This is a genomic window from Pseudomonas sp. NPDC087639 (assembly GCF_044743385.1).
GTDB lineage: Bacteria > Pseudomonadota > Gammaproteobacteria > Pseudomonadales > Pseudomonadaceae > Aquipseudomonas.
The window spans coordinates 15,148-27,889 of the sequence record NZ_JBIUWI010000072.1 but is presented as its reverse complement, the minus strand read 5'-3'; the positions used below and the strand labels follow the sequence as shown (position 1 = coordinate 27,889).

Genomic DNA, 12,742 nt, shown 5'->3' with positions numbered 1-12,742 from the left:
AAATACCAGCAGCTCGGATTTTTTCTCCGAAACCACATCACGCCGGAAAAGGCGGCCAAGATACGGCACATCGCCAAGAAATGGCACCTTATCTACAACCTTGCTTTGAGTATTTGAGAAAACGCCGCCAATCACGATGGTTTCACCGTCATTGACCAGCACCTTCGCGTTGACCTCGTTCTTCTTGATCGGCGGTACATCCTGCACTTTGTTCAAGTAGTCCGGTTCGTCCTTGGTGACCTTGACCTCCATGATGATGCGGTTGTCCGGAGTAATCTGCGGCGTCACTTCCAGCGACAGAGAAGCCTCCTTGAACGACACCGACGTGGCGCCGCTGGAGCTGGCTTCCTGATAGGGAATCTCGGTGCCTTTGAGGATTTTCGCGGTTTCCTTGTCGGAGGTGACTACCTTCGGTTGCGAGACGATTTCGCCGTTACCGGTCTTCTCCATGGCCGTCAGCTCAAGATCGAGCAGAACATTGTCAGTGATGAAGGCAATACCAATCCCGGACGTGTTGTTGACGGTGCCCATGTCGACGAATGGCGAGTTGGTGCTGGTGCTGCCCGGCGTGCCAATGGTGGTCGATGAGCCGTTACTGACCCCGGAGGTGTTCCAGTTGCCCTTGTTCTGGATCGACCCACCCCAGCGCACACCCAGGCTCTTGTCGTAATCCACGTTGGCTTCAACGATCCGCGCCTCGATCATCACCTGACGCACTGGAATATCCAGTTGCGCCACGATGCGCCGCAGTTCATCGAGACGATCCTGAGTCTGGTAGGCGATGATGTTGTTGGTGCGCTCATCGACGGTAATCGAACCACGCTCGTCGATTTTGGCCTCGGCACTGGTCACCGACTGGAACAGCTTGGCGATGTCCGCTGCCTTGGCGTAGTTCACTTGCAACAGCTCACGGCGCAGCGGCGCCAGTTCGGCGATCTGTTTCTGCGATTCGAGCTCCTGACGTTCGCGGGCGGCGATTTCATCGGCCGGAGCGACCAGCAACACATTGCCGATCTTGCGCTTGTCCAGCCCCTTGGTTTTCAACACCAGATCCAGCGCCTGATCCCACGGCACATTTTGCAGACGCAACGTGATGCCGCCCTGAATCGTGTCACTCGCCACCAGATTGAGGTTGGTGAAATCGGCGATCAGTTGCAGCACCGAGCGCACGTCGATGTCCTGGAAGTTCAGCGATAGCTTGTCGCCGACGTAGGCCTGTCGATCAGCGTTGCGTTTTTGCAGGTCGTCCGCCGTGATCGGCCGGATGCTGACGGTCAGTTTGTTATCGGTCTGGTAGGTGGAATAGTCGAAGGTGCCGCTGGGCTCGACGGTGATGATCGCGCGATCGCCGGTCGCGGCAGCGTTGACGAACTGCACTGGCGTGGCGAAATCCTTGACGTCGAGGCGCACCCGCAGCTTGTCGGGCAATTGCGTGCGGGCGAAGCTGAGGATGATCTTGCCGTCATGTTCCTGGATATCCGGGGCGATGGTCGGGTCGGACAGGTCGATGACCACGTTACCCTCGCCCGCCGTACCGCGTTGAAAATCCACGCCGCGAATGGCTTTGGTTTTCGGCACGAACGCCTTGGCGGGTGTGGGAGTCGCTGCCGCGGTCGCACGGGACGCCGCCACAGCAACCGGGCGCGCAGCGGTTGTCGGCGCACCCTGACCTACCACCACAAAAAGATTGTTGCCCTCGACCCGCGTGTCATATGGCGCCAATTGCGTGAGATTGACGATCAGGCGCGTCCGATCCTTGGCTTCAACCACCGTGGCCGTGCGTGCATTGCCCCTACCCAGATCGACATGCTTGCTGGCCAACTGGCTGGCGACACCGGGCAAATCCAGCGCGATCCGCGCCGGCGAATCGGTGGTGTAGCCCTTGGGCTGCGGCGGCGGCCCGTCGAATGACAGCTTCAACTCGACACGGTCACCCGGCAACGCTGCCACGTCCAGCGTCTTCAGATTAGCCGCCTGAACCATCGGTGACATCAGCGCTATCCATAGCGAAAAACCGAGGGTGGAGAAAATCCTGTTCATTATTCGACTTCCACTATGAGTGCTCTTTCAAAGGAATGGTGCGCGGACGCTCCAGCCAGGCGCCGTCGCCATCAGGCACGATTTCGACTACATCGACCTGGGTGGCGCTGATGGCAACGATGCGGCCATCGTTGCGCCCCAGGTAATCGCCAACCTTCAGGCGATGCACGCCACCCGCTCCGCGCAACAGCGCGAAAGAACCGGCGGCATTGCCGATCGTACCGACCATCTCGAACTGCTCGATGTTGAAACCTTCGAGGTATTGCTTGATCCGGTTGGGATCAGGTTTTACGTTGCGCGAGCCGTGTTTCTGCCCGGCCAGATCGACGCGCACCTGGCGCGAGAACGGGCTACGCAGGTTGGCGGCGCTGTAAGTGAATGTCGGGTAAGACCGAAATGTCGGGGTTGGTTCAATCTTGCCTGCCGGGCGCAGGCGTACTTCATTCATGTAGGCGTCGAGGTCGCTGACGTCATCGCTGCCACCACATCCACTTAATGCCAGCAGCACCATCGACAAGGCCGAATAACGAATCAGGCTCATTTTTGCAGCCCTTTGTCGTTATAGCGGTAAGTCTTGGCAAGGATGCTCATGCGCAGTTTCGGCCCGCCCTCCTCATTGGCGGGGGCCAGTTCGAAGTCATGCAGGGTGACGATGCGCGGCAACCCGGCCACTCCGCTGACGAAGGTAGCGAGGTCGTGATAGGCGCCAGTGACGGTGATCTGAATCGGCAGTTCGATGTAGAACTGCTGGGCGACCTCCGGCAACAGTTTGATCTCTTCAAACTCCAAGCCGCTGCCCAAACCTGTACGCGTGATGTCTTCCAGCAGGCCTGGAACCTCCGTGTCGCTGGGCAGTTGCCGCAGTAACACGCCAAAGGTGTTTTCCATCTCTTTCATCTGCTGGGTGTACAGCTCCAGATTGGCCGACAGTCGCGCCTTGCTGGCGAATTGCTCCTTGAGCGTGGTCTCCTCCTCGCGTTTGGCATCGAGCTGGTTTTCCATGTCACTGATGAAAAAGTTGTAACCAAGCGCCAACACCAACACCATCAACAGCGCCCCGGCGATGGCCTTCACTGCCGCCGGCCAGGAACCGATATTGCTGGTATCCAGATCGTTGAAGTCGATGCTGCGCAGACTGTCCAGCCATTCGGACGGCTTCATGGCTCGTCCTCCACGGTCTTGGGCTGGGTCTGACGAACGGTCAACTGAAAGAGATTGGCCTGCTCCTGCTGATCGGCGGAGGTTGATTTCACTTCGTTCAGGCTAGGGGCGTCGAACCAGTCGGACGCATCCAGATTGCGCATCAACTCGGAGACACGATTGTTCGACTCCGCCGCTCCGCTGATCGACAGGGTTTTGCCGGCCATTTTCACGTCGGTGAAATACACGCCGTCAGGCAACGTGCGCGCCAGTTGATCGAAGATCCGCCCGCTGACCTGCCGGTTGCCTTGCAAGTCCTGAATGATGCGCATGCGTTCGACCAGTTGCTGGCGATGAGCCTTGAGCTCGCTGATCTGCTTGATCCGCTCGTCGACCACAGCAATCTGCTTGCCGATGTAGTCGTTACGCGCCACTTGCCGGGCGATGGCGTTGCTGATGATCTGATCGGCAATGAATACGGCGCCCACCGAACCGACCACCACGCCGATCAAGGTCAGCAGGAAGCGTTTGCGCCGCTCTTCGCGACGCTCTTCACGCCACGGTAACAGGTTGATCCGCGCCATCAGTCGAAACTCCTGAGCGCGAGCCCGCAGGCAATCATAAGGGCCGGCGCATCACTGGCCAGAGCCCCTGCGTTGACCTTGCTGCTCAAGGCCATGTTGGAAAACGGATTGGCCACCTGGGTCGGGGTATTCAGACGCTGCTCGATCAGCCGGTCCAGCCCTGGCACCGACGCCGTGCCGCCGGCCAGCAGAATGTGGTCGACCGCGTTGTATTGCCCGGAGGCGAAGAAGAACTGCAAAGAGCGCGACACCTGCTGCACCAGCGCCTCGCGAAACGGCTGCAGCACCTCGCTGACGTAGTCGTCGGGCAGGCCGCCCTGTTTTTTCGCAAGGCCCGCCTGCTCGATGGTCAGGCCATAGCGACGCTGGATTTCCTCGGTCAGTTGCCGGCCTCCGAACAGTTGCTCGCGGGTATAGATGATCTTGCCGTTGTGCAGGACGCTGAGGGTGGTCATGGTCGCACCGATGTCGACGACCGCCACGGTCAGGCGCTCCTGGGAAGCGGCCAACTGCGTCGCGAGCAAGCCGAACGAGCGCTCCAGCGCGTACGCCTCGACGTCGACCACGCGAGCGGTAAGCCCGGCCAGCGCGAGCGCAGCTTCGCGGACTTCGACGTTTTCCTTGCGACAGGCGGCGAGCAGCACGTTGACCCGTTCCGGGTTGCGCGGCGACACGCCTTGGACTTCGAAGTCGATGGCGACCTCGTCCAGCGGATAGGGAATGTATTGGTCGGCTTCAATCTTGAGCTGGTTCTCCAACTCGTCGTCGGTCAGGCCCGCATCCATTTCGATGATCTTGGTGATCACCGCCGAACCGGCCACCGCCACCGCCACGTTCTTGTTGCCGGTGCGTGCCTTGACCAGCACCCGGCTCAGAGCCTGGCCCACACCTTCGAGCTCGGCGATGTTTTTTTCGACCACGGCGTTCGCCGGCAACGGCTCCACCGCGTATGCCTCGACCCGGTAGCGGTCGCCCTGACGGCTCAATTCCAGCAGCTTCACTGACGTGGAGCTGATGTCGATCCCCAGTAACGTATTGGTCTTTTTATTGAAGAGTCCCAGCACTACCAATTCCCTATGACTTTCCGTGAGTTACGGACTCTGTAATACGCATTGCGTTCCTTCACCCCGTCTTGACAGAAGCGCAAATGACGCCTCCAGCAGAAAAGTGCTTATAATGCCCAGCGATTTTTTCCGCTTTTTACTGCCAGCGCGGGTCGTTCTGTGTGTCGCCACAACCCCCGTTGCCAAATTCATTCTTTGCCCTGGATGTCCAAACGCCTTGATTCGTTTGCTGAAATTTTTCGGTTGGTCCATCGTCGCCGTTTTCTGCGGACTGCTTTTAGGTCTCAGTGGCGCGTATCTTTACCTTAGTCCGGGTTTGCCATCCGTGGAGGCTCTGAGAAGCATTCAGTTGCAGATTCCACTGCGGGTCTACAGCAGCGATAACAAGTTGATCGCAGAATTCGGCGAAATGCGCCGGACTCCGATCCGTTTCGCCGACATTCCCCCCAATTTCATTAATGCGTTACTAAGTGCTGAAGACGACAATTTCGCCAATCACTACGGTGTCGATCCAAGCAGCCTGATGCGCGCCGCGACCCAACTGGTCAAGAGTGGACACATTCAATCCGGCGGCAGCACCATCACCATGCAGGTGGCGAAGAACTTCTTCCTGACCAGCGAACGCAGTTTCTCGCGCAAAACCACCGAAATCCTCCTGGCTCTGCAAATCGAACGTCAGCTGACCAAGGACGAGATCCTCGAGTTGTATGTGAACAAGATCTATCTGGGCAACCGCGCCTACGGCATCGAGGCGGCGGCGCAGGTTTATTACGGCAAGTCGATCCGTGACGTCAGCCTCGCGCAGATGGCGATGATCGCTGGCCTGCCGAAAGCTCCGTCGCGTTTCAACCCGCTGGCCAACCCGGCGCGCAGTAAAGAACGTCGCGACTGGATCCTCGGGCGCATGTACAAGCTTGGCAAGATCAACGAAACGGACTACACCGCTGCGATCAACGAGCCACTGAACGCCAGCTATCACGTGCCGACCCCGGAGGTGAACGCACCGTACATCGCCGAAATGGCCCGTGCCGAAATGGTCGGCCGCTATGGCAGCGACGCCTACACCGAAGGTTTCCGCGTCACTACCACGGTGCCAAGCAATTTGCAGGAAATGGCCAACACCGCGCTGCACGAAGGTTTGATGACCTACGACCAGCGTCACGGCTACCGTGGCCCCGAGTCGCGCCTGCCGGGCAAGACCCGTGAAGCGTGGGCAACCGAACTGACCAAACAGCGCACTATCAGCAGCCTGGAACCGGCGATCGTCACCCAGATCGACAAGAACGGTCTGCAAGTGCTGACCCGCACCGGCGAAGAGCACGTTGCCTGGGACACCATGAAATGGGCACGGCCGTTCCTCAACACCAACAGCATGGGCACCAACCCGCGCCAGCCCTCGGATGTGGCGCAGGTCGGCGATCTGGTTCGCGTGCAACGCCAGAAAGACAATTCGTTGAAGTTCAGCCAGATTCCGCAGGCGCAAGGGGCGCTGGTATCGCTGGATCCGCAGAACGGCGCGATTCGCTCGCTGGTTGGCGGTTTCGCTTTCGAGCAGAGCAACTACAACCGCGCCATGCAGGCCAAGCGTCAGCCGGGTTCGAGCTTCAAGCCGTTCGTCTACAGCGCGGCACTGGATAACGGCTACACCGCCGCCACGCTGGTCAACGATGCGCCGATCGTGTTCGTCGACGAGTACCTGGACAAGGTCTGGCGTCCGAAGAACGACACCAATACCTTCCTCGGCCCGATCCGTCTGCGCGAGGCGTTGTACAAATCGCGCAACCTGGTGTCGATCCGCTTGCTGCAGGCGATGGGCGTGGGCAAGACCATCGACTACATCACCCGCTTCGGCTTCAACAAGCAAGACCTGCCGCCGAACCTGTCGCTGGCGCTGGGCACCGCGACCTTGACGCCAATGGAGATCGCTACCGGTTGGAGCACCTTCGCCAACGGCGGCTACAAGATCACCCCGTACATCATCGACAAGATCGAAAGCCGTAACGGTGACTCGCTGTTCGTCGCCAACCCGCCGACCGTACCGCAGGGCGGCTCGGCCACCGACGGTATCGCGGTACCGGCCGAGCAGTCGTTCACCGTCAACGCGGCGCCGGTTCCGGGTGAAGCCCCGGGCGCCGCAGCGGCACCACAAGCGCCGGCCGTGGCGGAGCGGATCGTCGATGGTCGCACTACTTATATCCTCAACAGCATGTTGCAGGACGTGATCAAGCTCGGCACCGGTCGTCGCGCACTGGCTCTTGGCCGTAGCGACATCGCCGGTAAAACCGGTACCACCAACGAATCGAAAGATGCCTGGTTCTCCGGTTACAACGCCGACTACGTGACCACCGTGTGGACGGGCTTCGACCAGCCGGAAAGCCTTGGTCGCCGCGAGTTCGGCGGCACCGTGGCGCTACCGATCTGGATGAACTACATGGCCGCCGCGCTGAAGGACAAGCCGCCTCACGTCCAGCCTGAGCCGGAAGGGTTGCTCAGCCTGCGGGTGGACCCGGTCAGCGGTCGCGCGGCGACGCCGAGCACGCCTGGGGCGTACTTCGAGCTGTTCAAGGCTGAAGACACGCCACCGTCGGTGAACGAGCTGGGTAATGGCTCGGCACCGGGTAGCCCGCTGCCGGCGGATGAGCAGGCGCCGATCGATTTGTTCTGATCCACTTCTATTGAAAAGCCCCGCCTTCAATTGAAGTGCGGGGCTTTTTATTGCCTGCCCTCTGAGGTGTTGACCGAGCTGACGACTTCGCGAGCAGGCTCGCTCCCACAGGGGAATGTGTTTCAAGGTGGGAGCGAGCCTGCTCGCGAAGAGGCACTGAACCACACCGCAAAACCCTCGGACATAAAAAAGCCCCGACTCATAACGAGCCGGGGCTTTCGGTTGAAGCACTACAACGACTTAGCCGTTGAACACGTCATCCACGCTTTTCAGCGGGTAGTTCTTCGGATACGGCAGGGTGGCCACACCAGTCTCGATCGCGGCTTTGGCCACAGCGTCGGAGATCAGGGTGATCAGGCGCTTGTCCATTGGCTTCGGAATGATGTACTCACGGCCGAATTCCAGCGGGGCACCGCCGTAGGCGTCGCACACGTCCTGTGGCACCGGCAGTTTGGCCAGTTCACGCAGAGCGTTGGCTGCAGCCACTTTCATTTCTTCGTTGATGCGCTTGGCGCGAACGTCCAGGGCACCACGGAAGATGAACGGGAAGCCCAGTACGTTGTTGACCTGGTTCGGGTAGTCCGAACGGCCGGTGGCCATGATCACGTCGCTACGGGTGGCGTGCGCCAGTTCCGGGGAGATTTCCGGATCCGGGTTCGAGCAGGCGAACACGATCGGGTTCGGCGCCATCGACAGCAGGCCTTCAGCGCTCAGCAGGTTCGGGCCGGACAGACCGACGAACACGTCAGCGCCTTTCAGAGCGTCAGCCAGGCTGCGCTTGTCGGTGGCGTGAGCGAACACGGCTTTGTACTGGTTCAGGTCGTCACGGCCGGAGTGGATCACACCGGTACGGTCAACCATGAAGATGTTTTCAATGCGTGCGCCCATGCTCACCAGCAATTTCATGCAGGAGATGGCGGCAGCGCCGGCGCCCAGGCAGACGATCTTGGCTTCCGGCAGGGTTTTGCCAGCGATTTCCAGGGCGTTGATCATGCCGGCAGCGGTCACGATAGCGGTGCCGTGCTGGTCATCGTGGAACACCGGAATGTCGCACTGCTCGATCAGAGCGCGGTCGAACTCACACCACCCCGGCGCCAAGATCACTTCCCGCCAGATGCCACCGCAGCTGATGGACATGCGTTGACCGGTCCCGATGAAGGCTTGCGGGCTTTCGGAGTCGACTTCGATGTCGAAAACATCGATGCCGGCGAAGCGCTTGAACAGTACGCCTTTACCTTCCATGACTGGCTTGGAAGCCAGTGGGCCGAGGTTACCCAGCCCCAGAATCGCGGTGCCATCGGAAATGACTGCAACCAGGTTGCCCTTGCCGGTGTATTTGTAGGCCAGTTCAGGATCGCGAGCGATCTCACGCACTGGTTCAGCTACGCCGGGGCTGTAGGCCAGCGACAGGTCGCGGGCGGTAGCAGTGGCCTTGGTGAGCTCGACACTCAGCTTCCCTGGACGAGGATTGGAATGATATTCGAGAGCGGCAGTTTTCAGATCAGTCATTTTGGCATTCCGCTTTTTACTGTTGGACAGACTGGTCAGCGAGGATACGCGCCTCGCAAAGTCCCCACAAGACTGAGCGGTCACCACTGTCAAGCGCCCTGCCCTACGACTTTGGGCCAAGAGCCACGACGCACAAGGGCTTGACTGTTCACAATCGACAGAAAAAATGTCTACAATTTTTCTTCAGCGGGAAGTTTGCAGCATCGAAGGATCAGTCAGCGGCAACAGCCAACGCGCTTGACCCGATTGCAGTCCACCGCGTCGCGAGCGATCGACCACCCAGCCGCGCGCCTCGATCTGCTTGCCCTTCAGCGCTTGCAAGCGAGCATTGTCGAATTGTCCGACCAGATTGGGTGCAACACGCAATACAAGCGAGTCTTGCAACTCGATCCAGATTCCGCCGCGATTGCGTTGCACCTTGCTCACACGACCGCTGACCACAGCAAAACCCGAGCGCTGGATCTGCTCCGCTTTCAGTACAGGTGATTGCCGCCAGAGACCTCGCCCAGCCTGTCGTGCGTTACGCTCGGCGGCTTGCTGACAGGCGACCAGATCGACATTCGGCGCCACGGCGACTTGAAAGCCGAGGCCATCGGCGAGCATCTGAGCTTCGAGATTGGCGCCGCTGACGCTATAGAGGTGGGCGAGCGTACGTCCGTAATGATCTTTCGCTTGCTTGCCGGGGAGCAAACCGACGCGTCCGCCGCTGTCAGCCACCAATGATTCCAGGCGTTTGCGCGCCGCCACGGCGAAAGGTTCGTCACTGCGGCCCTGCTTGCCCAGTTCAGGCGTGTTGAGGCCGATCATGCGAACACTGCGGCCGTCGCTCAGGCGCAAGGTGTCGCCATCGACCACGCGCTGCACCGCGACGGTGGCAAGTCCCGAAGGCGCCGGACAGAAGGCTTGCGCGGCGGACAGCCAAATCGCGGACACAAAAAAGGCGCCCGCGAGGGACGCCTTTTTCAGCAGTGAGGAACAGCCCACCGGGCTCTTCAACCTTACTCTGCAGCAGCAGGTTTCTTGCCGAAAGCACCGAAACGGTCGGCGAAGCGCTGAACGCGGCCGCCAGTGTCCAGAGTCTTTTGCTTACCGGTGTAGAACGGGTGGCATTCGTTGCAAACGTCGATCGACAGGGCTTTGCCGAAGGTCGAACGAGTTTCGAATTTGTTACCGCAGCTGCAGGTAACAGCGATTTCTGGGTAGTTCGGGTGGATATCAGCTTTCATGGTGTCTTCCTCAGCTAGCGTGCCGCCATCCAACACTATTGTTGAATACCGCACGTAATTAGGCCGCGGATTCTACCAGACAATGTCAATCGCGCAAGCTGTCCCTTAGACCGACCGTCTGCTAGGCTCCCGGCCTTGTTCACCGCCCGACATCGAGATCCCCCCGCGTGCCCGACGCCATTCTGCGCCTCGCCCTGCCTTCGCCCTTGCGCCGCCTGTTCGACTATCGAGCCCCGGCGGGCGTGCTGCGCGCCCAGTTGCAGCCGGGCATGCGCCTGCGGGTGCCGTTTGGCCGGCGGGAGATGATCGGGATTCTGGTCGAAGTGACCGATACCAGCGAAGTGCCGGTGGAAAAACTCAAACCGGCGTTGGCCTTGCTCGATGCCACGCCACCGCTGCCCCCGGCGCTGTTCAAGCTGTGCCTGTGGACGTCGCAATATTATCAGCACAGCCTCGGCGATACCTTGAGTTGGGCGCTGCCGGTGCTGTTGCGTCAGGGCGAACTGGCCGAGGCCCGCCAGGAACGCTTCTGGTCAATCGTTCCCGGCGCCAGTGTGGATGATCCGCGCATCGCCCGGGCACCGCGCCAGCGTGAGGCGCTGACAACGCTCGCCCAACACCCGCACGGCGTCGCCCATCAGTTGCTGAGCAAACTGATGTTGAGCAAGGACAGCCTCGACCTGCTGCTGGCGAAGAATCTGGTGCAGGTGGAAATCCGTCGACACGCACCCGGCGCACGCCATGAACATTGGCTCGCGCAGCCGGAACTGCCGCTCAACGCCGAGCAGCGCGCCGCCTATGAAGCCATTCGCGCCGGCTTCGACTGTTATCACGCGTTCCTGCTGGCCGGCGTCACCGGCAGCGGCAAGACCGAAGTCTATTTGCAGTTGATCCGCGAAACCCTTGAGGCCGGCAAACAGGCGCTAGTGCTGATCCCGGAGATCAACCTCGGCCCCCAGACGCTGGCACGGTTCGAACAACGTTTCAACGCGCGGATCGCCCTGATCCACTCGGCAGTCAACGATCGCGAACGCCTCGAAGCCTGGCTCGCTGCCCGCGATGGCGAGGCCGACATTATTATCGGCACCCGCTCGGCGCTGTTCACCCCGATGAAAAATCCCGGGCTGATCATCATCGACGAAGAGCACGACGGCTCTTATAAACAGCAGGAAGGTTTGCGTTACCACGCCCGTGATCTGGCACTGGTGCGCGCGCGACAGGAAAACATCCCGATCGTCCTCGGCTCCGCCACGCCTTCACTGGAAAGCCTGCACAACGCCTACACCGGGCGGTATGGCCTGCTGCGTCTGAACGAACGCGCTGGCGGCGCGAAACAACCGCGCTTCCTGCGCCTGGACGTGAAAAGCCGTCCACTGGACAGCGGCATCTCCGGGCCGATGCAGCAAGCCATCGGCCAGACGCTGGCGAACGGGCAGCAGGTTTTGGTGTTCCTCAACCGCCGCGGCTTTGCCCCGACGCTGCTTTGTCACGATTGTGGCTGGATGTCCGAGTGCTCACGCTGCGATGCGCGGATGACCGTACACCAGCGCTACGGCGAACTGCGCTGCCATCACTGCGGGTACGTCGAACGCACACCGCGCCAGTGTCCGAAGTGCAACAAGGTCGACTTGCGGCCCGTCGGCGCCGGCACCGAGCGTGCTGAAGAACGGCTGGCGATTCTGTTCCCCGATTACCCGGTGCTGCGGGTCGACCGCGACAGCACTTCGCGCAAGGACGCGATGAATCAGCTGTTCGCAACGATTCAAAAAGGTCAGCCGTGCATTCTGGTCGGCACGCAGATGTTGGCCAAGGGGCACCACTTTCCGCGAGTGACGCTGGTGTCGATCCTTGATGCCGACGGCGGGCTGTTCTCCGGCGACTTCCGCGCCAGTGAGCGCATGGCGCAGTTGATCGTACAGGTTGCCGGGCGTGCCGGGCGCGCGGAGGAGCCGGGCAAAGTGATCATCCAGACCCACCTCGCCGACCATCCTTTATTGGTGCAACTGACCGAACAGGGTTACTTCGCCTTTGCCGAACAGGCCTTGAGCGAGCGCCGCGCTGCCGGGCTACCGCCCTTTGCACATTTGGCGTTGTTGCGTGCCGAAGCGCACAAACCGGGGCAGGCTGAAGGCTTTCTCGATGAAGCGTGCAGCGAGGCTGAGCGCTTGCTGACCGAGCAGAATCTGAGCGGGATTGAATTGCTCGGACCGGTGCCGGCGCCTATGGAACGTCGTGCCGGGCGTTATCGCGCGCAGCTACTGTTGCAAGCGACAGCACGAGCGCCATTGCATCGGCTGCTGACCAGTTGGTTGCTGGTGCTGGAGCAGATGCCAAGCGGGCGGGCGGTGCGCTGGTCGCTGGATGTCGATCCCGTCGATTTGTACTGACCCGAAAATCGCCTTAGCGAGCAGGCTCGCTCCCACAGGGAATTGCTGCCAGACACATAATGTATGAATGCCGCACATCCAATGTGGGAGCGAGCCTGCTCGCGAAAGCGGTCTATTTGTCACCACA

General features: G+C 60.5%; 10 protein-coding genes. 2 read left to right on the top strand and 8 right to left on the bottom strand.

The genetic code is table 11. The features are described 5' to 3' along the window. From pilQ to ACIOVB_RS23270, 5 genes are all read right to left on the bottom strand, one after another. The coding region (pilQ, locus tag ACIOVB_RS23290; RefSeq protein ID WP_401271780.1) for a type IV pilus secretin PilQ at positions 1-2,040 on the bottom strand (2,040 nt) is incomplete at its 3' end. A 13-nt stretch (positions 2,041-2,053) separates the two neighbouring features. Beyond that, entirely contained in the window at positions 2,054-2,581 is a 528-nt protein-coding gene (locus ACIOVB_RS23285) for a pilus assembly protein PilP (RefSeq protein WP_401271779.1), read from the bottom strand. Then, a complete protein-coding gene (gene pilO, locus ACIOVB_RS23280; RefSeq protein WP_401271777.1) occupies positions 2,578-3,201 on the bottom strand; it encodes a type 4a pilus biogenesis protein PilO in 624 nt (207 codons plus the stop codon). Before pilO ends, ACIOVB_RS23285 begins: the two co-directional genes overlap by 4 nt. After that, positions 3,198-3,764, bottom strand: a complete 567-nt coding sequence (locus tag ACIOVB_RS23275) for a PilN domain-containing protein (protein ID WP_187679602.1) — start codon at positions 3,762-3,764, stop codon at positions 3,198-3,200. The genes pilO and ACIOVB_RS23275 overlap by 4 nt, the downstream gene beginning before the upstream one ends. Next, positions 3,764-4,828: a pilus assembly protein PilM gene (locus tag ACIOVB_RS23270; protein WP_401271775.1), complete on the bottom strand. Its 1,065-nt coding sequence runs from the start codon at positions 4,826-4,828 to the stop codon at positions 3,764-3,766. Before ACIOVB_RS23270 ends, ACIOVB_RS23275 begins: the two co-directional genes overlap by 1 nt. Before the next feature lie 220 nt (positions 4,829-5,048). Between ACIOVB_RS23270 and ACIOVB_RS23265 the strand changes: the two genes are divergently transcribed. Further along, positions 5,049-7,493 (top strand): penicillin-binding protein 1A, encoded by a 2,445-nt coding sequence (locus ACIOVB_RS23265; RefSeq protein ID WP_401271781.1) that lies wholly within the window; start codon positions 5,049-5,051, stop codon positions 7,491-7,493. Positions 7,494-7,733: 240 nt separating this feature from the next. On the opposite strand, the gene ACIOVB_RS23260 is transcribed toward ACIOVB_RS23265, so the two are convergent. From ACIOVB_RS23260 to rpmE, 3 genes are all read right to left on the bottom strand, one after another. Continuing rightward, the gene (locus ACIOVB_RS23260; RefSeq protein ID WP_401271773.1) at positions 7,734-9,002 is read right to left on the bottom strand and encodes a malic enzyme-like NAD(P)-binding protein; all 1,269 of its coding nucleotides are present in this window, start codon (positions 9,000-9,002) and stop codon (positions 7,734-7,736) included. A 183-nt stretch (positions 9,003-9,185) separates the two neighbouring features. Then, positions 9,186-9,986 carry a thermonuclease family protein gene (locus ACIOVB_RS23255; RefSeq protein WP_401271771.1) on the bottom strand — a complete coding sequence of 267 codons (801 nt, stop codon included), beginning with the start codon at positions 9,984-9,986 and terminating at the stop codon, positions 9,186-9,188. Between the two features lie 14 nt (positions 9,987-10,000). Beyond that, positions 10,001-10,228 carry a 50S ribosomal protein L31 gene (gene rpmE, locus ACIOVB_RS23250; protein WP_123530569.1) on the bottom strand — a complete coding sequence of 76 codons (228 nt, stop codon included), beginning with the start codon at positions 10,226-10,228 and terminating at the stop codon, positions 10,001-10,003. 167 nt (positions 10,229-10,395) lie between these two features. On the opposite strand from rpmE, the gene ACIOVB_RS23245 reads away from it, so the two are divergent. Beyond that, positions 10,396-12,615 (top strand): primosomal protein N', encoded by a 2,220-nt coding sequence (locus ACIOVB_RS23245; protein ID WP_401271769.1) that lies wholly within the window; start codon positions 10,396-10,398, stop codon positions 12,613-12,615. The last annotated feature ends 127 nt before the right edge of the window (positions 12,616-12,742 follow it).

What these genes read in the sequence shown, in the direction of transcription:
- ACIOVB_RS23260 (WP_401271773.1), bottom strand. Translation starts at nt 9,002, where the DNA reads ATGACTGATCTGAAAACTGCCGCTCTCGAATATCATTCCAATCCTCGT.
- ACIOVB_RS23285 (WP_401271779.1), bottom strand. Translation starts at nt 2,581, where the DNA reads ATGAGCCTGATTCGTTATTCGGCCTTGTCGATGGTGCTGCTGGCATTA.
- ACIOVB_RS23275 (WP_187679602.1), bottom strand. Translation starts at nt 3,764, where the DNA reads ATGGCGCGGATCAACCTGTTACCGTGGCGTGAAGAGCGTCGCGAAGAG.
- pilO (WP_401271777.1), bottom strand. Translation starts at nt 3,201, where the DNA reads ATGAAGCCGTCCGAATGGCTGGACAGTCTGCGCAGCATCGACTTCAAC.
- rpmE (WP_123530569.1), bottom strand. Translation starts at nt 10,228, where the DNA reads ATGAAAGCTGATATCCACCCGAACTACCCAGAAATCGCTGTTACCTGC.